We start from the raw sequence: 22,618 nt of genomic DNA on the forward strand, positions 1-22,618 counted from the left end.
ACGACTAACTCCATTCATTTTCTGCTCTGAATTCGTTGGACATCATTGACCTGATGGCTTCCTTGATATTTTTGCCTTCATAGATGGACTCATAAATAGCACTGGTAATCGGCATATAGACATCCAGCTCTTTGGCAAGTTCATAGGCAACCTTGGTGGTTGAAATACCTTCAATGACCATTCCCATATTTTTTTCAATGTCTTCTAATTTTTCACCGCGGCCCAGCGCATCTCCTGCACGCCAGTTACGCGAATGGACCGAAGTTCCAGTAACAATTAAGTCGCCGACACCCGAAAGACCGCTGTAGGTCAGCGGATCGGCACCTAATTTTACTCCCAGCCGGGTAATTTCAGCTAGGCCGCGCGTAATGACGGCTGCCTTGGCATTGTCACCGTATCCCATGCCATGCAGTGCTCCGGCTCCGACGGCAATAATGTTTTTGAGAGCACCGGCGGTTTCGACACCGATGACATCCGGATTGGTATAGAGGCGGAAGTAGTTATTGCTGAAGAGCTTTTGCACATACTTCGCAGCTTCTAAATCTTTTGACGCTGCAGTAATCAAAGTAATGTCACGAACAATGGTCTCCTCAGCATGGCTGGGACCGGAGACAACTACAATGTCGCTGCGGAGTTCAGCAGGAATTTCTTCCTCGAGAATCACAGATAAACGCTCATGAGTTCCCGGCTCCAATCCTTTGGATGCATGCATGATAATGACCTTATGGTCAAGCAGCTCTGTTACTTGCTTAGCCACTAAGCGGGTGACTTTTGTTGGAACGACAAAAAGGACAGCGTCAACATCCTTCAGAGCGTCTTTTAATTCTTTGTAGGCTTTAATTTTGTCATCTAAAACCACATCTTTGAAATACCGTTTGTTGGTATGATGCTCGTTAATTTCATCAATTTGCTCTGGGATATTGCCCCAGATACGAACCTCATGACCGTTGTCATTAAGAACTTGAGATAAGGCAGTTCCCCATGACCCGGGACCCAATACGGCGATTTTTTGTCTCATCATTTTTCTCCTATATTTCATGGAAAGTTAACCTCATTATATCATAAAGCTAATTCATTTGTCTTTACTTAGTTGAAAGGAAATCGTTATTCTTTGCATTCCTGCTGAAGCCCTGCCAGAAAATACGGCTCTCTGAGAGAGCAGGAATTTTACTTTTGTTTTGCGAATAAATCATTTATAATAGAAGAAATTGAGGAGCATTGGCATTGTTTTAATGTCTGATGTTCATTCTTAAAAAGGCCTAAGGAGTGACCAATGAAAGTTCGTGGATTTGAATTAATTTCTGACTATAAGGATAAAGAACTGCTGCCCAAACGAGAAACAGCCCATGCAGCCGGTTATGATTTAAAGGTGGCAGAGAGGACCGAGATTCCGGCTGAGGCAATCGTTTTAGTACCGACAGGTGTTAAAGCTTACATGCAGCCCGGTGAGGTACTTTATTTGTATGACCGTTCATCCAACCCGCGCAAAAAAGGCTTGGTACTGGTCAATTCGGTCGGTGTGATTGACGGAGACTACTATAACAATCCGGCCAATGAAGGGCACATTTTTGCACAAATGAAAAATATTACAGATCAAACGGTCGTCCTTGAAGCTGGTGAGCGCATCGTCCAAGCTGTTTTTGCGCCGTTTTTGATCGCTGACGGCGATGAAGCTGATGGCGTGCGGACCGGCGGTTTTGGCTCTACAGGGAAATAAAAGATGGCGGACTATTTACTGGTTATTGATATGCAGGCTGATTATGCTGATAAAGGCAAGGTAGGCGGCCTGCATTAGGACTGCTAATAAAACAGCCTTTCAAAAAACGCAAGAGAAATGCCAAAAACAGGGAATCATCATTAAAGGAGAATTATCATAGCTAAGAAAAAAACAACCTTTGTCTGTCAGGAGTGCGGCTACAATTCGCCCAAGTATCTGGGACGCTGTCCCAACTGCAGCAGCTGGTCTTCCTTTGTCGAAGAAGTAGAAGTCGCTGAGGTAAAAAATGCGCGTGTATCTCTGACAGGGGAAAAAACAAAACCCGTTAAACTCAATCAAGTAAGGTCTAATCAAGTTACAAGAATAAAGACAGAAATGAGTGAATTCAATCGTGTCTTAGGAGGCGGTGTGGTACCGGGAAGTCTTGTGCTGATTGGAGGAGATCCCGGAATCGGGAAGTCAACTCTGCTTTTGCAAGTCTCTGTCCAGCTGGCCAATAAGGGATGCGTTCTTTATGTTTCAGGAGAGGAGTCGGCTGAGCAAATCAAGCTGCGCAGTGAGCGTCTGGGAGATATTGACAATGAATTTTACCTCTATGCTGAGACTAATATGCAGGCTATTCGAGCTCAGATTGAGCAGATCAAACCGGATTTCCTGATCATTGATTCTATTCAGACCATTATGAGTCCGGAAATTTCCAGTGTTCAAGGGTCTGTCAGCCAGGTTCGTGAGGTAACTGCAGAGCTGATGCAGCTGGCTAAGACCAATAATATCGCTACCTTTATCGTCGGTCATGTGACCAAGGAAGGCACTCTGGCCGGCCCTAGAATGCTGGAGCACATGGTAGATACGGTCCTTTATTTTGAAGGGGAGCGTCAGCATACTTTTCGCATTCTGCGGGCGGTTAAAAACCGCTTTGGTTCTACTAATGAAATCGGTATTTTCGAGATGAGGACAAATGGCCTTGTCGAAGTTCTTAACCCCAGTCAGGTCTTTTTGGAAGAACGTCTAGATGGGGCAACAGGCTCAGCTATTGTTGTCACTATGGAAGGAACAAGACCGATTCTGGCGGAGGTCCAGGCCTTGGTAACACCGACTGTATTTGGCAATGCCAAGCGCACAACAACCGGCCTTGATTTTAACCGTGTCAGTCTGATTATGGCTGTCTTGGAAAAGCGCTGCGGGCTTCTCTTGCAAAATCAGGATGCTTATCTCAAATCTGCCGGCGGTGTCCGCTTAGATGAGCCGGCTATTGACTTGGCGGTTGCGGTAGCTATTGCCTCGAGCTATAAGGAAAAACCGACCAATCCTCAGGAATGCTATATTGGTGAAATTGGATTGACCGGTGAAATTCGCCGCGTCAATCGTATTGAACAGCGCATCAATGAAGCTGCAAAACTCGGTTTTACCAAAATCTATGTTCCTCAAAATGCTTTAGCAGGGTTGAGCACTCCCCAAGGCATTGAGGTCATTGGTGTCACCACTGTCAGCCAAGTGCTGAAAAAAGTATTTGGCTGATTTGGCAGTGATAAGGTATCCGAAAAATGATATGATACAGCCTAAGCTAGTTGTCTTAACTACTTATTTGACTGGCTTGAAGCAAAGGAGTAACAATGTCTTATTTTGAGAATTTTTTAAAAGCTAACCAAGCTTATGTTGACTTGCATGGGACAGACCATCTGCCCATTAAGCCCAAAACCCATGTTGCCATTATAACCTGTATGGATGCCCGCCTGCATGTGGCTCCGGCTTTGGGCTTGGCTCTTGGCGATGCTCATATTTTGCGCAATGCCGGCGGCAGGGTGACGGATGATGTCATCCGATCCTTGGTTATCTCTGAGCAGCAGCTGGGAACAAGTGAAATTGTTGTTCTGCACCATACTGACTGTGGGGCTCAGACCTTTACAAATGAAGAGTTTGCGCAGCAGCTGCAGCAGGATTTGAAAGTTGATGTGTCAGATTATGATTTTTTACCTTTTACCGATATTGAAGACAGTGTGCGAGAAGACATGGCTCTTTTGCGACATTCTCCCTTAATTCCTGAGAGCATCACTATTTCAGGGGCTGTTTATGATGTGGATACAGGCAGAATTACCGAAGTCAAATGATTAAATGAGGCCAAGCCTCATTTTTTTGAAATTATTTTGGTTACTATCATTTTCAGCGGAACTGATTAAATAAGGACGGACGGTGATAAGGCATGGCTATTTTTACTGCCGTTTTTTTCGCTCAAATGCTAAGGATATGCTATAATAAAAACGATTGATTTTTATAGGCACAGCCAAACAGCAGAAAAAAGCGGAGCTTTCTATGAAAAGTTTAAGGGAACTCTTATTGACTTTTCCATCTGGCATACAGTCTGTGCCAATTAACTAACAGGAGAGAGAAATGGCAAACAAGATTCGTGTGCGCTATGCACCCAGTCCTACAGGATTATTACACATCGGAAATGCGCGGACAGCGCTCTTTAACTACCTTTATGCCCGTCATTACGGCGGCGATTTTATTATTCGTATTGAGGATACAGACCGCAAGCGCCATGTCGAAGACGGAGAACGCTCACAGCTGGAAAACTTACGCTGGCTGGGAATTGATTGGGATGAGAGTCCGGAAACCCATGAAAATTACCGCCAGTCAGAACGTCTGGCTCTCTATCAAAACTATATTGATCAGCTTCTGGCAGAAGGCAAGGCTTATAAGTCCTACGTAACAGAAGATGAACTGGCGGCCGAACGTGAACGCCAAGAGGCTGCGGGTGAAACGCCTCGCTACATCAATGAATTTCTTGGCATGTCAGAAGAAGAAAAGGCTGCCTACATTGCAGAACGCGAAGCTGCAGGGATTGTTCCGACCGTTCGTCTGGCAGTTAATGAATCCGGTATTTATAAATGGCACGACATGGTCAAAGGCGATATCGAATTTGAAGGCAGTAACATTGGGGGCGATTGGGTCATTCAAAAGAAAGACGGTTACCCTACCTATAATTTTGCAGTCGTAGTAGATGATCATCTGATGGAGATTTCTCATGTTATCCGCGGCGATGATCATATTGCCAACACACCTAAGCAGCTTATGATCTACGAAGCGCTCGGCTGGCAGCCGCCGGAATTTGGGCACATGACACTGATTATCAATTCTGAAACCGGCAAGAAACTGTCAAAACGGGACACCGATACGCTGCAGTTTATTGAAGACTACCGCCAAAAAGGCTACCTGCCGGATGCGGTTTTCAACTTTATTGCTTTGCTGGGCTGGAATCCGGGCGGAGAAAACGAAATCTTTTCTCATGACAAATTGATTGAGCTTTTCGATGAGAAACGTCTCAGTAAATCTCCGGCAGCCTTTGACCAGAAAAAACTTGACTGGATGAGCAATGAATACATCAAGCATGCTGACTTTGCTACTGTTTTTGCGCTGGCGAAACCTTATTTGCAGGCAGCAGGCCGCTTAACGGACAAGGCTGAGAAAATGGTGGAACTTTACCAGCCGCAAATGAAGTCTATTGATGAAATTGTACCGCTGACGGATCTTTTCTTTGAAGATTTTCCGGAGTTGACAGATCAGGCGAAAGAATTCATGACAGCTGACACGGTACCGACAGTTCTTGAAGCCTTCAAAACGAAGTTAGAAGACATGTCAGATGAAGACTTTAAGTCTGAAAATATCTTCCCGCAGATTAAAGCTGTGCAAAAGGAGACGGGCATCAAGGGTAAGAATCTTTTCATGCCAATCCGCATCGCTGTTTCAGGTGAAATGCACGGTCCGGAACTGCCGGACACTATTTATCTGCTCGGCAAAGAAAAATCAATTGAACACCTGACTTCCATGTTGGAAAAAATTAAATAAGAATTTTTCTGTCATTCGTCTGGGAAGGCAAATCACAGTCAGTGATTGCCGCACACAATATAATAAGAGCAGAGGGCCGGGCTGATGTCCGGTCCTTTGTTTGACTGAAAAAACCGAGTAAATCCTCGGTTTTGCTCGGTGCTACTAAACAAGAATGAGCAGGATTTGTTATAATTAAAGTAATTGGGGATAAGAAAACTAATTGTCAAAGCAGAGGTGACTGATGAAAGCTAAGGAACGCCGTCAGGCTATTTTAGAAAAATTAGAAAAAGCAGAGCAGCCGCTTTCGGCCGGCCGTTTGGCAGAGCAGCTGGGAGTCAGCCGGCAGATTATTGTAGGCGATGTGGCTCTTTTAAGGGCTGAAAACTATGATATTATGGCAACCCATCGGGGTTATCTTTTAGCAGACCGCCTGCAGGTGCCGAGTTCTTATTATCATGGGAAATTGGCCTGTAAGCACAGTGCTAAGGAAGTTCGCCTGGAATTAGAGACAATCGTTCAAAATGGCGGGAAAGTACTGGATGTTGAAGTAGAACATCCGATTTACGGCATGATTACTGCCCCTTTGAATATTGAAAGTCAGGACGAAATAGATTATTTTATGGATAAACTGTCCTGCTATCACGGGAGCTTACTGAGCAGCCTGACAGGAGGGATTCATCTTCATAGGATATCCTGCCGAGATAAAGAAACATTTGAAAACATTGTCCGGCATCTCAGAAACAAGGGGCTGCTATTTGAAAATTAGATATATGTCTTGACATATGTAAAGATATGCTGTAAACTTGAATCAGTACAAAACACTGAGGAGTTATCATGTCTGCTTCCCCTGTCCCTAAAAAACGTCTTCAAAAGCTGACCTTGTCTGCGATACTGATCGCCTTTGCCATCTTGATTCCGCTGATTATGCCTGTCAAAGTGGTAATTGGACCTGCCTCATTTACCTTAGCCAGCCATGTTCCTGTTTTTCTTGCTGTCTTTATATCACCGGGAGTAGCTATCGCTGTCGCTCTGGGAGCAGGGCTTGGCTTTTTTATGGCTGGTTTTCCTTTTGTGATTGTCCTGCGCGCCTTCTCTCATCTGCTTTTTGCTGTTATTGGTGCCTATCTGATTCAAAAACATCCTGATTTTCTGCTAAGCTGGCAAAAAACGCTGTTTTTGGCTCTGGGGCTCAATATGATTCATGGCTTAGCTGAGTTCTTGGTCGTTTTAATGCTGACAGTCTCTGGTTCTGTGTCTGCGTCTTATTGGCTGACTTTAATTGTTTTAATCGGAATGGGCTCTGTCATTCATGGGATGGTTGATTTTTATTTGGCCTATTACTGCTGGAAATTTCTCAAGGCAGCAAAAAGTATTTAAAAACTTGTCGGGTAAGTTTCTGTGATTGGATCATCTTCTGATTGCAGAACTGCTTTTTTTGTGATCTTAAAGTTTAGGGAAGCATTGAAAAAAGCCTTTGATTATAGTACAATAAAGGAAAAAAGCGAAGGAGATATCATGGCAGAAGAATTTAACAATGGAAATACTCCGGAACAAAACACGCCTGAAAATGCAGCTGGAGAAACTCCTATGCCAGAAAATCAAACGGCTCAGCCGCAGGACTCAAAACCAGCGGAACAATCTGTACCAGAGCAAACTGCAGGAGAGCCTGCAGCTTATCAGGAAGCTCAAAGTCAGCCGCAAAATCCTGCAGGGGCAGCCGAACCTGCAGCACCTCAGCAAAATAATATGCAGCAAGGGCAGGCAAACTTTGAACAGCCGGTTGTTCCTCCGACTGTCAATCCGGTCTTTCAAAGTGCTCTGGCTCGTAAGGAGCTTATTGTTCTTCCAATCATTTCATTTGTTGTTTCGGTGATTACCCTGATTCTGGCTTGGCTGGCGCCGATTCCGATTATTTATGTCATTATTGCTTTCTTAGCACTTATCTATGCTGTTGTCAGTTTAATTGTCAATCTTAAGCGCAAAAAAGTTTTATCCATTATTGCTGTTGTGCTGGCATCAATAGTCTTTTTGGCCAGCGGAGCTGCTGTCTTTGTCCGTCAGCCTAAGGATGATCAGCCAAAAACAGAAAAGCGTGAGAAAAAAGAAGATACAGATGACGAGGACATTGACGACGAAGACATTGATGATGAAGAAGATGAAGATGAGGGCGACGAAGACAGTACTGATGTTCAGGACTATATTGCAGACAGTTCTGAGTATGAATACAAATGGACCGAGTCTAAGTTTGAAGAATTAGAATTTGCCAGCTACTCGAATAAAGAAGGTTCTACGGTCAAGTCGGTTCTTAAGAAATTCGGTAAGGCTTCAGAAGCTACTATCAATGGCAATAACCTGTCTTTGAGATATGCAAGCGATACTAATGACAGTGAAAGAGTAAGACTTTCGTTTGAAAAGCAATATAATGGTAAATTTATTCTTTCAAGCGGAACAATGTATTCCGATTCGTCAAAAGTAAAAACCGTTGCAAGAGGGTCATACAAGTCTAATTGGACACAAGCTGATGTTAATGCCTTAACTGTCGGTGACAGAGAAAATGGTAAGGGCGGTGCGAAATTGGATGATATCATCAAAAAGCACGGCGATCCTGTCGAAGCAAGAGAAATTGTGGAAAGCTACGGCCAAGGCATTAAAAGGTATTTGAAGCTCACTTACAGCGATTATTCCAGCTCTGATAAGTCTAAATTGACTTATGTATCTCTGGAATTTACAAAGCAATCCAACGGTGATTATTTATTAACTTATAAATATCCGAAGGAATAGAGTGATTGATTATAACTGTGAAAAAAGGTTGGAACCAAGGGTTCCGGCCTTTTCTTTATACCGTCAGACCAGCCATGGCAGGTAAGCAATGTTTTGCTTTAACTATTATTTTAGAAGGGAAAAAGAAAAAAATACATAAAAATAAATATTTTTTGAAAATATACTTGACTTTTGAATAAATATGCAATATAATAAAGTCATTCTTTGAATAATTAATCAAAATTCAAAATAGAAAAGAGTTTGTTTTATGTCAAAAGAAAAAGTTATTTTAGCCTATTCGGGCGGTCTTGATACGTCAGTTGCCATTACCTGGCTGAAAAAAGATTATGATGTTGTTGCTGTTTGCATGGATGTCGGTGAGGGTAAGGATTTGGCCTTTATTCATGATAAGGCTCTTAAAGTTGGTGCTGTCGAGTCTTATGTTCTTGATGTCAAGGATGAATTCGCTGAAGAATATGTGCTGCCGGCTTTGCAGGCACATGCTTATTACGAACAAAAATATCCGTTGGTTTCAGCACTCAGCCGCCCTGTTATTTCTAAAAAGTTAGTTGAAATTGCCCACAAGACCGGCGCGACAACAATTGCTCACGGCTGTACCGGCAAGGGAAATGACCAGGTTCGTTTTGAGGTAGCTATCGCAGCTCTTGATCCTAAATTAAACGTGATAGCTCCGGTTCGTGAGTGGAAATGGTCGCGGGAAGAGGAAATTAACTATGCCAAAGAAAACGGCGTTCCTGTTCCGGCAGACCTTGATAATCCTTATTCAGTTGACCAAAATCTTTGGGGCCGTGCTAACGAGTGCGGTGTCCTTGAAAATCCGTGGAACGAAGCGCCTGAGGATGCTTTCGGGATTACAAGTTCTGTTGAGGAAGCGCCTGACACACCAGATTATGTGGAAATCGAATTTAAAGCCGGCAAACCAGTTGCACTGGACGGCACTGAAATGAAGCTGGCAGATTTGATTCAAAAGCTCAACAATCTGGCCGGTAAACACGGCATCGGACGGATTGACCATGTGGAAAACCGTCTGGTCGGCATCAAGTCGCGTGAAATTTATGAATGTCCCGGAGCTATTACCCTCTTGACAGCTCATAAAGAAATTGAAGATTTGACCTTAGTGCGTGAGGTATCTCATTTTAAACCGATCCTTGAAAATGAACTGTCCAATCTCATCTACAATGCTTTGTGGTTTAATCCGGCGACACAAGCTATTATTGCTTATATCAATGAAACGCAGAAAGCTGTTAATGGGACCGCCAAAGTCAAACTTTACAAGGGCTCTGCCAAGGTTGTTGCCCGGAAATCACCGAACTCACTGTATGATGAAAATCTGGCAACCTATACATCTGCCGATACTTTCGACCAGGATGCAGCGGTTGGTTTCATTAAACTTTGGGGGCTGCCAACGAAAGTGAATGCTGAAGTGGCCAATCAAAACAAGCAATAAAAGGGTTTGAGTGATTTGTTATCATGAAAACCGCATGCAATTATTTAGAAATTATTATCAGATAAAAGGACACAGTGATATCCATCTGAAACTCTTTTCTAACTACTCGTAAGTGTAAACAGAGAGTTACACCGAGCTTAAATAAACCTGTCCGCAGAGAGGCAGGATTTAAGAAAGACAAGTGCAGTGACACTAATGGGGGCTAGTTTTTCTAGCCTTTTTCTATAATAGAAATAAGATGAGGATATAAAATGACAGAAAAAAAACTTTGGGGCGGCCGCTTTGAAGCAGGGCTGGAGAAGTGGGTGGAAGAGTTCGGTGCCAGTATCACTTTCGATCAAAAGATGGCCGAGTTTGATATTAAGGGCTCTTTAGCTCATGTCAGCATGCTGGGTCAAACAGGCATTATCCCGCAAAATGATGCTGCGCAAATCCAAGCAGGCTTAGAAGAGCTGCTGCAGGAATATAAAGCAGGTCAGCTGGTTTTTGATGTCTCAAGCGAAGATATTCACATGAATATTGAGACCCTTTTGACTGAAAAAATCGGTCCGGTGGCCGGAAAGCTTCACACAGCACGCTCACGAAATGACCAAGTGGCAACGGACATGCACCTTTATCTCAAGGCCAAACTGGCAGAAGTGCTGGAAAAACTGAGTCATCTGAGACAAACCTTGCTCAGCCTGGCAGAAAAGCATGTCCATACGATTATGCCGGGCTACACTCACCTTCAGCATGCCCAGCCGATTTCTTTTGGGCATCACCTGATGGCTTATTACAGCATGTTTACGCGTGACAGCGAGCGCTTCGCTTTTAATCAGCAGCATACAGACCTGTCGCCGCTCGGCGCAGCTGCTCTGGCAGGAACGACTTTTCCGATTGACCGGAAGATGACAGCTGAGCTGATGGGCTTTGCTAAGCCTTACAGCAATTCGTTAGACGCGGTATCTGACCGTGACTTCATTTTGGAATTTCTCTCCAATGCCAGTATTTTAATGATGCACATGAGCCGTATCTGTGAAGAAATCATTAATTGGTGCAGCAATGAGTACCAGTTTGTTACCCTGTCTGATACGTTTTCTACCGGCTCTTCGATTATGCCGCAAAAGAAAAATCCTGATATGGCTGAGCTGATTCGCGGCAAATCCGGCCGTGTCTTTGGCAATCTTTTTGGTCTTTTAACGGTTATGAAATCTCTTCCTTTGGCCTACAATAAGGACCTGCAGGAAGATAAGGAAGGTATGTTTGATACAGCTGAAACCATCACTGTTGCCATTGATATTCTTGCCGGAATGCTGGAATCAATGACCGTCAATGATGCCCACATGGCTGAGTCTACCGAAAAAGACTTTTCAAATGCGACTGAACTGGCTGATTATTTAGCTGTTAAGGGACTGCCATTCAGACAGGCTCACGAAATCGTCGGTAAGCTGGTTTTGGAATGTACTAAGAACGGTCACTATTTACAGGATGTGCCCTTGGAGCGCTATCAGGAAATCTCAGACCTTATTGAAGAAGACATCTACACGGCTCTTCAGTCTGAAACAGCCGTAGAACGCAGAAATTCATTGGGCGGAACCGGCTTTGATCAAGTCAGATGGCAGATTGATGAAGCCAAAAAGGAACTTTGAGAAAATAAGGAAAGAAACCAAAAATTAATGAGATTTTTGGCTTTTTTTCATTTTATGATATAATAAGAATACTTTAAATTAATTGGAGTCATGTTTTGAAAAAAAGCTATCGCGTTAAGAGTGATAAAGATTTTCAGGCTATTTTTACTGAAGGACGCAGCATTGCCAATCGCAAGTTTGTTGTCTACAGTTTAAAAAAAGATCAAAGTCACTATCGTGCGGGGCTTTCGGTTGGGAAAAAGTTAGGAAATGCTGTCACTAGAAATGCCATCAAACGAAAATTACGCCATATTCTTATGGAACTAAGTCCCAATCTGCAGTCACATGATTTTGTCGTTATTGCCAGGAAAGGGACTGAAGAGCTTGATTATCAGGCTCTTAAAAAAAATTTGATCCATGTGTTGAAACTGGCTAAATTGTATCAGGAAGGAACGACGAGTGAAAAGGAAATATAAATTAATGGGCTTGGCGTCTGTTGCGCTTTTATTTTTGTCAGCGTGCGGCCGCAGCCAGGTAAGTCATCAGTCAGAAGGGGCATGGGAGAAGTTTGTTTATTTCTTTGCGGAAATTATTCGCTTTTTCTCTGTCAATGGCCGTATCGGTATCGGTATCATTATCTTTACGATTCTGATTAGGACAGTTCTCTTGCCCTTATTCAATATGCAGCTGAAATCCGGGCAGAAAATGCAGGAAATCCAGCCTGAATTGAAAGCCCTGCAGGCCAAATATTCCGGCAAAGACAGAGAAACCCGAATGCTTCTAGCTGAGGAGAGCCAAAAACTTTATAAACAATACGGTGTCAATCCTTACGCCAGTCTTTTTCCGCTGCTGATTCAGATGCCGGTGCTCTGGGCGCTCTATCAGGCTTTGACCCGTGTCGAATTTTTAAAGACAGGATCTTTTCTCTGGATGGATATCGGCGATAAGGATCCTTACTTTATCCTGCCGGTTCTGGCGGCAGTGTTTACTTTCCTGTCGTCTTGGCTGACCAATAAGGCAGCCAAGGAGCGCAACGGCATGATGGTAGCAATGAACATTATTTTGCCAATTTTCATTCTGCTGGTCGGCTTTAATTTGGCTAGTGGGGTTGCTCTTTACTGGGTTGTCTCCAATGCCTACCAGGTCTTTCAGATTCTTCTCTTAAATAATCCGTTTAAGATTGTTGCAGAGCGCGAACGCCTCGAAAGAGAAGCGCGTGAATTGGAAGCCAGAAAAAGACGTGCCAAGAAGAAAGCACAGAAGAAGAGAAGATAAGGAGAACAAATCATGGTATTGTTCACAGGAAAAACTGTTGAAGAAGCTATTGAAAATGGTTTGAAACAAATGGGAATTTCCCGAATGAAGGCGCATATCAGAGTCATTTCACGAGAAAAGAAGGGCTTTCTTGGTTTTGGCCGGAAACTGGCCCGTGTTGAAATCGAAAACATCAATGAAAAAACAGCTCATAAAGCAGACCAAAAAGCTGTCCGCGGAGTGCCTGAGGATGTCAATAAGCAAAATGCCCCTGTTTCCAGCAGCGTCGAAGACACAGTAGCTTTAAATAAACTCTCTAAGGCCATCAAAGAGATTGAAAAAGAAAACGGTCAGCCTTTAGATGAAACAGTCAAAAAACAAATTTTAGAAGGTGAAATTTCGCCGCAGGAAGCTTTGGCACAAAGCCAGTTGGCTGAGAAGCAGGACAATTTAAAAAATGCTGAAACAAAGGCTGCAGTATCTGCTGAGAAGGCCCATGCACCTGAGGTTGAAGAAGAACAAAGCTTTGAAGAATTTGTTGCTAATGAATTCGATGAGGTTGAAGGCGGTGCTGACATTGCTTTGGCCGGAGAAGCTGTTCTGCAGTATGTTCAGAATATTATCTACGAGATGGATCTGGAAGCAAGTATTGAGATGACCAATAACCGCCGTCAGATTAACCTTCAGATTGAAACACCAGAAGCAGGGCGCGTGATTGGCTATCACGGCAAAGTCTTAAAATCTCTGCAATTACTGGCTCAGAATTTTCTTCATGACCACTACTCCAAACATTTTGCGGTGTCTTTGAATGTTCATGATTACATGGAGCATCGGACAGAAACCTTGATTGATTTTGCTCATAAAATTGCCAACCGGGTTTTAGATTCAGGCAAAGCCTATCAAATGGATCCTATGAGCAACAGCGAGCGCAAGGTTGTCCACAAGACCATTACAGGAATTGACGGCGTCGAAAGCTATTCCGAGGGCAATGACCCAAATCGCTATGTAGTGGTAGCTTTGAAAGACTGATTTCAAGGCATTTGGTGATGGTTATCAGTTAAATAATAAACAGCGGGACTGGATACAATATCTCCAGTCCTTTTTTAATGCCGTGAAGCTGCTTTTTTGCTGATAACAGATTTGCCGTTTTGCGCTGCCAGAGCTTAGACTGGTGTACAGCAAAAGTGTCAGAAATTTACCGTCAGCCTGATTAAGAAAGTGTTTACCAATCCGTGTGAAATGAATTGTCCAGAGATGTGGACACAAAAGCAGAGGAACACAGTCTCAAAGAAAAATAAACCTTGACACTGTGCGTGCTTTGTTATAAAATAGTCTAGTATGTTTAGTAACTGATCACATTATAGCCGGCTAAACGAATACGAAAATCTATGAGGAGGTATTCAGCGTGAAACGTACTTTTCAACCAAGTAAGATCCGTCGTCAGCGCAAGCACGGATTCCGTCACCGCATGTCAACTAAAAATGGCCGCCGTGTTTTAGCAGCACGCCGCCGCAAGGGACGCAAAGTCTTGTCTGCTTAATTTCAGCTGGTAAAAATGTTTCAGCTGTCAGCAGTTTTGCCGACCGCTTTAACAGCATTTTTATCTGACTAAAATGATAATGACTTATAAAATAAATCCAGCAGTGCTCGAGACTGCTGGATTTTTGTTTTTTAGCGTCAGCCCAAGCGGGCTGTTTGTAGCTGTCATCAAAATGAAACGTTGGGCTGATGGGCAGTTAAATCAGCTTTCAAGGCGGTTTTCAGTCAAAAAATCTTAAAAACTTCAATTTTAGCGGTTCAAGCTGTCGGAATTTTGGTAAAATAGACATAACATTGAAAGGGGGTGGCAAGGTGGCAAACTCCATTTTAGAAACGATGCAGACCATTGAAGCAGAAGCCAAGGCAGTTCTGGCAGATTATGATGACCGGATTCAGGCTCTCCGTGATCAGTCTGCAGAGGATTTAGATAAAGTAAAATTGGATTGTGACCAAGAAACAAAACTTCAGGTATCAAAACTAGAAGCTGTATTAACCCAGCAAAAAACAGATCTGCAGGCGAATTTGGCAGAGACGATTGCTAAAAATGATCAGCATGTTCGCTCCGTTCTGTCGGATAAAAAGGCAGGTCTCGTTCAGCAAATTGTGGACAGGGTGGTAGAAAAGTATGGCAATTAGTCAAATGAAAAAAATTTCCATCGTTTTTGCCAAGGATAAGCTGGATGCTGTTTTGCTGACTCTCCAGCGCTTAGAAAATCTGCAGGTGCGAGAAATTGCACAGATGGAAAATTGGCAGGACGTTTTTGAACGCTCAGAAGTCCGCCTGCCAGCCATTTATCAGGCCGATCAGGAGAAGGGAAAGAAACTTGAAGGCGAAGAAGCCCTCCATTATCTTTCTCAGCGCCAGCAGCATTTGGAGACAACCATCGATAAGCTGCGCACCTTCATACCAAAAGAAAGCTTTCTGACGGCTCTGCGTAAGGAAGCTTCCTCACTTTCCTTTGAGGAATTGGAGAATTACGGCAAAGACAATCAGGCTGAGCAGGTGATTGCTCAGGTCAACCAAAAAATCAGCCGCCTTCAGGTGCTGGAAGGGCAGATTTCTGAAAATGAAGCTGATATTGCCGGCTTAAGCAAGTGGAAAGACTTGGAAATTACTCCCAAAGAATTAAAAAAATTTGATTTTGTAAGGGCTGCTGTCGGAACTCTTCCGAAAACACTGGATGACAACCCTTATCGTGGGCTGCAGGAGAATCCCGATGTCCAGTGTCAGGAAATTTTTACTTCAGAAGCTGAATACGGTCTTCTCATTTTCTTTGATAAAAAAGCTGACCTTCATTTAGAAGATTATCATTTTAAACCTTTTGAATATGACAGAGCCGTACTTCCGGCACAGGCGATTGAGCAGATGCAAAATGATGTTGATGAATGGTCCAAAGAAAGGCAGCGGCTTTTAGAGGAACTGCAGCATTCGCAAAAAGATTTGGAAGGCTTAGAAGCTGAAACGGACTATCTTTTGAATCTCTATTCCCGCCAAGCGGCTAAGAAAAAATTAGCCAGTACAGAGCATTTGGTTGCTTTGGAAGGCTGGGTGGAAAAGGATCAGGTAGCACTTCTGCAAGCCGAGCTGACACAGGAGTTTGGGGACAGTATTTATCTGCAAGAAGTAGATGTGGAAGAATCAGACTGGGAAAAGGTTCCGATTAAACTGCGCAACCATCCCTTGGTTGAGCCTTTCGAGCTGGTTACAGAGATGTATTCGCTGCCTAAATATTATGAAAAGGATCCAACACCGATTTTAGCTCCTTTTTACTTTACCTTTTTCGGTATGATGGTAGCTGATTTAGGTTACGGACTGCTGTTGTTTGCAGCGACTTTCCTCGTTTTAAGATATTTTCATCTTCCCAAAGGAACTGCCCGCTTTGCCAAATTTCTCAATATTTTAGGTGTTTCGGTTTCCCTTTGGGGATTGATTTACGGATCGTTCTTCGGTTATACGCTGCCTGTGGTGCTGATATCGACAACTACAGATGTTATGACGATTTTGGCACTGTCGGTAGCCTTTGGCTTTATAGCAGTAGTCGTCGGGCTGCTTTTAGGCGGTTTCCAGAAGGTCAGAATGAAAAAATATGCAGAAGCTTATCACTCCGGTTTTGCCTGGTGCTTCATTCTGATAGGTATTTTGCTGCTGGCCCTGGGAATGATGCTGCCTCACCTGTCTGCTTTGGTCACTGTTGGTGCAGTGCTGGCTGTTGTTAATGCTGTAGGGGTTGTGATTGCTTCTGTTATTGAGGCAAAAAGTCTGTCCGGTATCGGCTCGGGACTCTTCAATCTCTATAATATTTCATCTTATGTTGGTGATTTAGTCAGCTTTACCCGCTTAATGGCTCTGGGACTGTCGGGAGCAAGTATCGGCTCAGCTTTCAATTTGATTGTCGGTCTTTTCCCGCCGCTGGGACGTTTTACAGTCGGTGTGCTCATCTTTGTGCTTTTACATGCCATTAATATTTTCCTGTCGCTTCTGTCAGGTTATGTGCATGGTGCACGTCTAATCTTCGTTGAATTTTTCGGTAAATTCTATGACGGCGGAGGCGAAGCCTTCAAGCCCCTGAAACCTGCTGAAAAATATATCAAAATAACAAAAACTCATTTGGAGGACAAATAAAATGGAACATTTAGCAAGTTACTTCTCTTCACACGGCGGTGCCTTCTTTGCAGCTCTGGGCGTTGTTTTGGCTGTAGGTTTCAGCGGCATGGGCTCTGCTTACGGTGTCGGCAAGACCGGTCAGGCAGCAGCAGCCCTGCTGAAAGAGCAGCCGCAAAAATTTGCTCAGGCGTTGATTTTGCAGCTTTTGCCAGGAACACAAGGTCTCTACGGCTTTGTTATCGGCATGCTGATTTGGTTACAAATTACACCTGATCTGCCGGTTGAAAAGGGCGTTGCGTATTTCTTTGTTGCGCTTCCTATTGCTTTGGTTGGTTATTTTTCAGCTAAGCATCAAGGAAATGTAGCTGTTGCAGGGATGCAGATCTTGGCTAAACGTCCGGAAGAAACAATGAAGGGTGTCATCTTGTCTGCCATGGTAGAAACTTATGCTATCTTAGCTTTCGTTGTATCCTTCCTATTGACGCTTCGTGTGTAGCGTATTCTTCTTACTGCAGCAAAATGATAAGAAGGAGGACGTCTTGTGAGTGAAGCAAATCCATTAAAGACATCAATTATTGAGCAGGCGCATCAAGAAGGACAGCTGAAATTAGATGCTGCTAAAAAACAAATTCAAAACGATTTTGAAGACCGCAAGGCGCAGCTTCAGACAGAAAAAGCAAATGAGCGCCAAAGTCAGCTGAAAGACATCAATCAAGCCTTTCAAATAGAAGCTCAGCAAATCAAAAATAAAGAGCGCCAATCGACCTTGGTATCAAAGCAAAGGGTCTTAAAAGAACTCTTTGCTTCAGCTCTTGAACAGATGAAAAACTGGAGTCAGAAAGAGGAGCTCTCTTTTGTCAGAAAAATTCTCAGCAAATATGGGCAAGAAACAATTACTGTTCAATTCGGCCAATTAACAGCTGATAAATGGGACTCAGGTATTTTGCAGCAGCTGCAGGCAGATTTTCCTCATGCAACCTTTTTAGATCAGGCTATTTCCGATGAAGCCGGTTTGGTTATATCGCTTGGAAAAATTGATGATAATTACCTGTATGCTAACTTGATTGACTCGATCTACAAAGAGGAGAGCTCCCGTATTGCTGCTGACATTTTCAAAGAGGATTAGGAGGATTTGAGATGGATGCAAGTCAATTCTCACAAATTAACACGACTATCAGTGTTAAGGAACGAGAGCTTATTACTCTGGATCAATTTGAAAAACTCCTGCAGGCTCCGGATACAGAAAGTTTGGTGCTTTTGCTGCAGACAAGCTCTTATCACCTGTCGGCAGCTGATTTGGAAGACCTCAACCGAATTGATCAGCAATTAACATCGGGACTGGCCAAGGAGTATGCCTGGGCCTTTACTGAATCACCGGATCAGGATATCGTGAATATGTTCGCTCTGCGTTATGTTTATCACAACATCAAGGTCTTCTTTAAGGCCAGAGCCACTAAACAGGAGTTGACGCACCTTTTAATCCCCATCGGTTCTGAATCCTTGGAAGCTTTGGAGCATCTGATTTCAACTTTCAGTTCGGAAAATTTTCCGGCATTTATGGCGGATGAACTGGCTATGATCTGGGCAGAATATGAGGATTATAAGGATATCCGGGTTTTGGAAATCGGAACCGATTTAGCCTATTTCAAGCATTTAAAACGTCTGGCCAACCAGGTAGAGCTGGAGTCAGAAGTCTTTAGCCAGGCAATCGGATTGATGATTGATTTTTACAATGTTATCACTGTCCAGCGTGCGCTCTCTCAGGGAAAACCTCAGAGTTTTATGATGCAGCTGCTTTCTGACGAGGGGAGTCTCTCAGCCAGAGAGTTTATTGAGCTGGGTGAAAAGCAGGAGCTGATCTCTTGGTTTACTCAAGTTAACCCCAATCATTTCAATACAGATTGGGCGGAATTTGAAGCTAAAATGCGCCAAGGGAACATATCAGCAGTTGACTTAGAGTATCTTTATGACCTCATGCAGTTTCAGCTGCTGGATCCGGCTAGATATACTGCAGAAGGGCCGCTGGTTTTAGCGCGTTATTTGCTCTGCCGGGAATTTGAGGTTAAAAATTTGCGCCTGCTTTTATCGGCAATCAGCAATCAGCTGCCGCTCGAGCTGGTTAAAGAAAGGGTGAGACCGATTTATGGACAGTAAGAAATACAAAATTGGCGTGATTGGAAATCGTGATGCCATCCTGCCTTTTCGTATGATAGGTTTTCAGACCTTTCCTGTTAATCAGGCACAGGGGGCCATTAATCAACTGCGAAAGCTGGCCAAAAATGACTATGGTATCGTTTATTTGACAGAAGACATTGCTGCTGAAATTCCTGAAACAATTGCCTATTATGACAGTCAGGTCACACCGGCCCTTATCCTCATCCCCACACACAAGGGAACGACAGGGCTTGGTTTGCAGCGAGTACAGGACAATGTGGAAAAGGCCGTCGGCCAAAACATTCTCTAATGCTTCGCTGAGCAAATGCTGCAATAGTAAAAATAGATTATTTGAAAAATCGAAGTCAGCAAAAAGAAAGACTTTCTAAATAAACACAGCTCAAACACGCTGTATCGGTGCTGCTTATTTTACTGCTGTGTGTTGAGAGCTGTATCTTAATGGAGGAAACATCTTGAGCCAAGGAAAAATTATAAAAGTGTCAGGCCCCTTAGTGGTGGCTTCTGGCATGCAGGAGGCCAACATTCAGGATATCTGCCGGGTTGGCCACTTAGGCTTGATCGGTGAAATCATTGAAATGCGCCACGATCAAGCTTCTATTCAAGTTTATGAAGAAACTTCCGGTATCGGGCCGGGTGAGCCTGTCCTAACAACAGGAAATCCTTTGTCAGTAGAATTAGGACCGGGTTTAATTTCACAAATGTTTGATGGCATTCAGCGGCCGCTGGATCGTTTTAAAACAGCTACAGACAGTGATTTCCTTATTCGCGGTGTCACGATTCCAAGTCTTGACCGTGAGGTGAAATGGACTTTTAAGCCAAGTCTTGAAGTCGGCAGTCAGGTCGTCTCCGGAGATATTTTGGGAGTTGTTCAAGAAACTCTGGTTGTGGAACACCGTATTCTGGTGCCCGACAAGGTATCCGGCAAACTCATCGCTGTCTCAGCAGGTGATTTTACTGTTGATGATATTGTCTATGAAATCGAACAGGCTGACGGTTCTGTTTTCAAGGGAACGCTCATGCAAAAATGGCCGGTTCGAAAGAGCCGCCCGGTTGCTCAGAAATTGATTCCGGTTGAGCCTCTGGTGACAGGACAGCGTGTTATTGACACGTTCTTCCCAGTTACAAAAGGCGGAGCTGCTGCCGTTCCGGGGCCGTTTGGAGCTGGTAAGACAGTTGTTCAGCACCAGATTGCCAAATTTGCCAATGTTGATATTGTTATCTATGTCGGCTGCGGTGAACGCGGAAACGAAATGACCGATGTACTCAATGAATTTCCGGAATTGATTGACCCTAATACCGGCCAGTCCATCATGGAGCGGACGGTTTTGATCGCCAATACGTCAAATATGCCTGTTGCTGCTCGGGAAGCATCAATTTATACCGGAATCACCATTGCTGAATACTTCCGCGATATGGGCTATTCTGTCGCTATCATGGCTGACTCCACTTCTCGCTGGGCAGAAGCCCTGCGGGAAATGTCCGGCCGTTTGGAAGAAATGCCGGGTGATGAAGGTTATCCGGCCTATCTCGGCAGCCGTATTGCCGAATATTATGAACGTGCCGGCCGTGCGCGTGTGCTCGGAAGTGAGGGGCGCGAGGGAACGATTACAGCTATCGGTGCCGTATCACCTCCGGGAGGAGATATTTCAGAGCCGGTCACCCAAAATACCCTTCGTATTGTCAAGGTCTTCTGGGGACTTGATGCACCGCTTGCTCAGCGCCGTCACTTTCCGGCTATCAACTGGCTGAGTTCCTACTCGCTGTATAAGGATGATGTCGGCAAGTATATTGATAAAGTGCAAAATACACGCTGGGCAGCTAAGGTCACACGTGCCATGAATGTTCTGCAAAGAGAGTCAAGTCTTGAAGAAATCGTCCGTCTGGTCGGCATTGATTCACTGTCGGATCAAGATCGTTTAACCATGGCTGTCGCTCGGCAGATTCGTGAGGACTATCTGCAGCAAAATGCATTTGATACAGTGGATACCTTTACGTCGTTTCCTAAGCAGGAAGCTATGCTGACCAATATTTTGACCTTTGCAGACGAAGCCGGCAAAGCTTTGGAGTTGGGGGCTTATTACACTGAAATTATGGACGGAACAGCAGATGTCCGCAACCGCATCGCCCGCAGCAAATATATTTCAGAAGATCAAATAGAAAAGATTCAGGTGCTTACTGAAGATGTTCGCGACAGCATTCATCAAGTGCTGGCAAAGGGAGGTATCTAGCATGAGTGTTCTTAAAGAATATCGTACAGTCAGCGAAGTTGTCGGCCCTTTGATGATTGTGGACCAAGTTGAAGGCGTCCAGTACAATGAGTTGGTTGAAATCAAGCTCCACGACGGTCAAGTCCGTCAGGGGCAGGTCTTGGAAGTTCAGGAAGATAAGGCTATGGTGCAGCTCTTTGAAGGTTCATCCGGGATCAACCTTGAAAAAGCTAAGGTGCGCTTCACAGGGCACCCGCTTGAATTGGCAGTGTCGGAAGACATGGTCGGTCGTATCTTTAACGGTATGGGAAAACCAATCGATGGCGGACCGGAACTGATTCCTGAAAAGTATCTGGATATTGACGGGCAGGCCATCAATCCGGTAGCGCGTGACTATCCTGATGAATTTATTCAGACAGGAATTTCAGCTATCGATCACCTCAATACTCTTGTCCGCGGACAAAAGCTGCCTGTATTTTCGGGTTCCGGTCTGCCCCACAATGAACTGGCAGCACAGATCGCCCGTCAGGCAACGGTTTTGAATTCTGATGAAAATTTCGCCGTGGTTTTTGCAGCTATGGGAATCACCTTTGAAGAAGCTGAATTCTTCATGAATGACCTGCGTCAGACGGGAGCGATTGACCGTTCGGTGCTCTTTGTCAATTTGGCTAACGACCCTGCTATCGAGCGTATTGCGACACCGCGTATTGCCCTGACGACAGCAGAATATCTGGCCTACGAAAAAGATATGCACGTTCTTGTTATCATGACAGACATGACCAATTACTGTGAGGCTCTGCGTGAAGTTTCTGCAGCTCGCCGTGAAGTTCCGGGCCGCCGCGGTTATCCGGGCTATCTCTATACCAACCTTTCAACGCTGTATGAACGTGCGGGCCGTTTAATCGGTAAAAAAGGTTCTGTTACCCAGATTCCGATTCTGACCATGCCTGAGGATGACATTACCCATCCGATTCCTGACTTGACCGGCTACATTACAGAAGGACAGATTATCCTGTCACACGAGCTTTATAACAGCGGCTACCGCCCGCCGATCAATGTTTTGCCGTCTCTGTCTCGGTTAAAAGACAAAGGCGCCGGTGAAGGGAAGACCCGCGGTGACCATGCAGCAACCATGAACCAGCTCTTTGCAGCCTATGCCCAAGGCAAGCAAGCCAAAGAACTGGCTGTTGTGCTGGGAGAGTCTGCTCTGTCTGAAACCGATAAACTGTATGTGAAATTCACCAATCGTTTTGAAGAAGAATATATCAATCAAGGCTTTTATACCAACCGGGGTATTGAGGAAAGTCTTAATCTGGGCTGGGAACTTCTATCCGTTCTGCCGCGGACTGAACTCAAACGGATTAAGGATGACATGCTGGATCAGTACCTGCCTAAAACGCAAGCAAGCGCAGCCGATTAGATTAAAGGAGTTCCTATCCTTAGAGGTTCAAGGGAGGT

Annotated in this window: 23 protein-coding genes; 22 read left to right on the top strand and 1 reads right to left on the bottom strand. The window is 44.3% G+C overall.

All coding sequences use genetic code 11. The features are described 5' to 3' along the window. Positions 1-4: 4 nt before the first annotated feature. Positions 5-1,021, bottom strand: a complete 1,017-nt coding sequence (locus AC4HAN_RS06185) for an NAD(P)H-dependent glycerol-3-phosphate dehydrogenase (RefSeq protein WP_491091722.1) — start codon at positions 1,019-1,021, stop codon at positions 5-7. Positions 1,022-1,273: 252 nt separating this feature from the next. Between AC4HAN_RS06185 and AC4HAN_RS06190 the strand changes: the two genes are divergently transcribed. The 22 genes from AC4HAN_RS06190 to AC4HAN_RS06295 all read left to right on the top strand — a co-directional run bounded on the left by AC4HAN_RS06190 (position 1,274) and on the right by AC4HAN_RS06295 (position 22,580). Continuing rightward, positions 1,274-1,717: a dUTP diphosphatase gene (locus tag AC4HAN_RS06190; protein WP_491091723.1), complete on the top strand. Its 444-nt coding sequence runs from the start codon at positions 1,274-1,276 to the stop codon at positions 1,715-1,717. A 156-nt stretch (positions 1,718-1,873) separates the two neighbouring features. Further along, complete coding sequence (radA, locus tag AC4HAN_RS06195) at positions 1,874-3,235, top strand: DNA repair protein RadA (protein WP_491091813.1); 1,362 nt, start codon at positions 1,874-1,876, stop codon at positions 3,233-3,235. 95 nt (positions 3,236-3,330) lie between these two features. Next, entirely contained in the window at positions 3,331-3,825 is a 495-nt protein-coding gene (locus tag AC4HAN_RS06200; RefSeq protein ID WP_491091724.1) for a beta-class carbonic anhydrase, read from the top strand. Between the two features lie 280 nt (positions 3,826-4,105). Next, positions 4,106-5,563, top strand: a complete 1,458-nt coding sequence (gene gltX, locus AC4HAN_RS06205) for a glutamate--tRNA ligase (RefSeq protein WP_491091725.1) — start codon at positions 4,106-4,108, stop codon at positions 5,561-5,563. Between the two features lie 223 nt (positions 5,564-5,786). Further along, positions 5,787-6,311 carry a transcription repressor NadR gene (locus AC4HAN_RS06210; RefSeq protein ID WP_491091726.1) on the top strand — a complete coding sequence of 175 codons (525 nt, stop codon included), beginning with the start codon at positions 5,787-5,789 and terminating at the stop codon, positions 6,309-6,311. A 68-nt stretch (positions 6,312-6,379) separates the two neighbouring features. Continuing rightward, positions 6,380-6,922 carry a hypothetical protein gene (locus tag AC4HAN_RS06215; protein WP_491091727.1) on the top strand — a complete coding sequence of 181 codons (543 nt, stop codon included), beginning with the start codon at positions 6,380-6,382 and terminating at the stop codon, positions 6,920-6,922. A 138-nt stretch (positions 6,923-7,060) separates the two neighbouring features. Further along, positions 7,061-8,326 carry an MFS transporter gene (locus AC4HAN_RS06220; RefSeq protein ID WP_491091728.1) on the top strand — a complete coding sequence of 422 codons (1,266 nt, stop codon included), beginning with the start codon at positions 7,061-7,063 and terminating at the stop codon, positions 8,324-8,326. A gap of 17 nt (positions 8,327-8,343) precedes the next feature. After that, entirely contained in the window at positions 8,344-8,505 is a 162-nt protein-coding gene (locus AC4HAN_RS06225; RefSeq protein WP_491091729.1) for a hypothetical protein, read from the top strand. 68 nt (positions 8,506-8,573) lie between these two features. After that, complete coding sequence (locus tag AC4HAN_RS06230; protein ID WP_491091730.1) at positions 8,574-9,773, top strand: argininosuccinate synthase; 1,200 nt, start codon at positions 8,574-8,576, stop codon at positions 9,771-9,773. Between the two features lie 251 nt (positions 9,774-10,024). Next, a complete protein-coding gene (argH, locus tag AC4HAN_RS06235) occupies positions 10,025-11,401 on the top strand; it encodes an argininosuccinate lyase (protein ID WP_491091731.1) in 1,377 nt (458 codons plus the stop codon). 95 nt (positions 11,402-11,496) lie between these two features. Further along, positions 11,497-11,856 (top strand): ribonuclease P protein component, encoded by a 360-nt coding sequence (gene rnpA / locus AC4HAN_RS06240; RefSeq protein ID WP_491091732.1) that lies wholly within the window; start codon positions 11,497-11,499, stop codon positions 11,854-11,856. After that, complete coding sequence (locus tag AC4HAN_RS06245) at positions 11,840-12,655, top strand: YidC/Oxa1 family membrane protein insertase (RefSeq protein WP_491091733.1); 816 nt, start codon at positions 11,840-11,842, stop codon at positions 12,653-12,655. Before rnpA ends, AC4HAN_RS06245 begins: the two co-directional genes overlap by 17 nt. Before the next feature lie 12 nt (positions 12,656-12,667). Then, positions 12,668-13,663, top strand: coding sequence for an RNA-binding cell elongation regulator Jag/EloR (gene jag / locus AC4HAN_RS06250; RefSeq protein ID WP_491091734.1), 996 nt, complete (start codon positions 12,668-12,670; stop codon positions 13,661-13,663). Positions 13,664-14,039: 376 nt separating this feature from the next. Continuing rightward, positions 14,040-14,174 (top strand): 50S ribosomal protein L34, encoded by a 135-nt coding sequence (rpmH, locus tag AC4HAN_RS06255; RefSeq protein ID WP_002262507.1) that lies wholly within the window; start codon positions 14,040-14,042, stop codon positions 14,172-14,174. A 311-nt stretch (positions 14,175-14,485) separates the two neighbouring features. Beyond that, entirely contained in the window at positions 14,486-14,809 is a 324-nt protein-coding gene (locus AC4HAN_RS06260; RefSeq protein WP_491091736.1) for an ATP synthase subunit B family protein, read from the top strand. Beyond that, the gene (locus tag AC4HAN_RS06265) at positions 14,799-16,796 is read left to right on the top strand and encodes a V-type ATP synthase subunit I (RefSeq protein ID WP_491091737.1); all 1,998 of its coding nucleotides are present in this window, start codon (positions 14,799-14,801) and stop codon (positions 16,794-16,796) included. Before AC4HAN_RS06260 ends, AC4HAN_RS06265 begins: the two co-directional genes overlap by 11 nt. 1 nt (position 16,797) lies before the next feature. Next, entirely contained in the window at positions 16,798-17,274 is a 477-nt protein-coding gene (locus AC4HAN_RS06270) for a V-type ATP synthase subunit K (RefSeq protein ID WP_491091738.1), read from the top strand. 45 nt (positions 17,275-17,319) lie between these two features. Then, a complete protein-coding gene (locus tag AC4HAN_RS06275; protein WP_491091739.1) occupies positions 17,320-17,904 on the top strand; it encodes a hypothetical protein in 585 nt (194 codons plus the stop codon). Between the two features lie 11 nt (positions 17,905-17,915). Beyond that, positions 17,916-18,932 (top strand): V-type ATPase subunit, encoded by a 1,017-nt coding sequence (locus AC4HAN_RS06280; RefSeq protein WP_491091740.1) that lies wholly within the window; start codon positions 17,916-17,918, stop codon positions 18,930-18,932. Then, positions 18,922-19,242, top strand: coding sequence for a V-type ATP synthase subunit F (locus tag AC4HAN_RS06285; protein WP_491091741.1), 321 nt, complete (start codon positions 18,922-18,924; stop codon positions 19,240-19,242). Before AC4HAN_RS06280 ends, AC4HAN_RS06285 begins: the two co-directional genes overlap by 11 nt. Before the next feature lie 163 nt (positions 19,243-19,405). Continuing rightward, positions 19,406-21,181, top strand: a complete 1,776-nt coding sequence (locus tag AC4HAN_RS06290; protein WP_491091742.1) for a V-type ATP synthase subunit A — start codon at positions 19,406-19,408, stop codon at positions 21,179-21,181. Between the two features lies 1 nt (position 21,182). Then, positions 21,183-22,580 carry a V-type ATP synthase subunit B gene (locus AC4HAN_RS06295; protein ID WP_491091743.1) on the top strand — a complete coding sequence of 466 codons (1,398 nt, stop codon included), beginning with the start codon at positions 21,183-21,185 and terminating at the stop codon, positions 22,578-22,580. The last annotated feature ends 38 nt before the right edge of the window (positions 22,581-22,618 follow it).

The sequence above is a fragment of the Streptococcus sp. ELY_86 genome, assembly GCF_058314495.1.

Excerpts from the sequence above, each read along its gene's own strand:
- AC4HAN_RS06185 (WP_491091722.1), bottom strand. The coding sequence starts at position 1,021 with ATGATGAGACAAAAAATCGCCGTATTGGGTCCCGGGTCATGGGGAACT.
- AC4HAN_RS06190 (WP_491091723.1), top strand. The coding sequence starts at position 1,274 with ATGAAAGTTCGTGGATTTGAATTAATTTCTGACTATAAGGATAAAGAA.
- AC4HAN_RS06200 (WP_491091724.1), top strand. The coding sequence starts at position 3,331 with ATGTCTTATTTTGAGAATTTTTTAAAAGCTAACCAAGCTTATGTTGAC.
- gltX (WP_491091725.1), top strand. The coding sequence starts at position 4,106 with ATGGCAAACAAGATTCGTGTGCGCTATGCACCCAGTCCTACAGGATTA.
- AC4HAN_RS06210 (WP_491091726.1), top strand. The coding sequence starts at position 5,787 with ATGAAAGCTAAGGAACGCCGTCAGGCTATTTTAGAAAAATTAGAAAAA.
- AC4HAN_RS06215 (WP_491091727.1), top strand. The coding sequence starts at position 6,380 with ATGTCTGCTTCCCCTGTCCCTAAAAAACGTCTTCAAAAGCTGACCTTG.
- AC4HAN_RS06220 (WP_491091728.1), top strand. The coding sequence starts at position 7,061 with ATGGCAGAAGAATTTAACAATGGAAATACTCCGGAACAAAACACGCCT.
- AC4HAN_RS06230 (WP_491091730.1), top strand. The coding sequence starts at position 8,574 with ATGTCAAAAGAAAAAGTTATTTTAGCCTATTCGGGCGGTCTTGATACG.
- argH (WP_491091731.1), top strand. The coding sequence starts at position 10,025 with ATGACAGAAAAAAAACTTTGGGGCGGCCGCTTTGAAGCAGGGCTGGAG.
- jag (WP_491091734.1), top strand. The coding sequence starts at position 12,668 with ATGGTATTGTTCACAGGAAAAACTGTTGAAGAAGCTATTGAAAATGGT.
- AC4HAN_RS06265 (WP_491091737.1), top strand. The coding sequence starts at position 14,799 with ATGGCAATTAGTCAAATGAAAAAAATTTCCATCGTTTTTGCCAAGGAT.
- AC4HAN_RS06270 (WP_491091738.1), top strand. The coding sequence starts at position 16,798 with ATGGAACATTTAGCAAGTTACTTCTCTTCACACGGCGGTGCCTTCTTT.
- AC4HAN_RS06280 (WP_491091740.1), top strand. The coding sequence starts at position 17,916 with ATGGATGCAAGTCAATTCTCACAAATTAACACGACTATCAGTGTTAAG.
- AC4HAN_RS06285 (WP_491091741.1), top strand. The coding sequence starts at position 18,922 with ATGGACAGTAAGAAATACAAAATTGGCGTGATTGGAAATCGTGATGCC.
- AC4HAN_RS06295 (WP_491091743.1), top strand. The coding sequence starts at position 21,183 with ATGAGTGTTCTTAAAGAATATCGTACAGTCAGCGAAGTTGTCGGCCCT.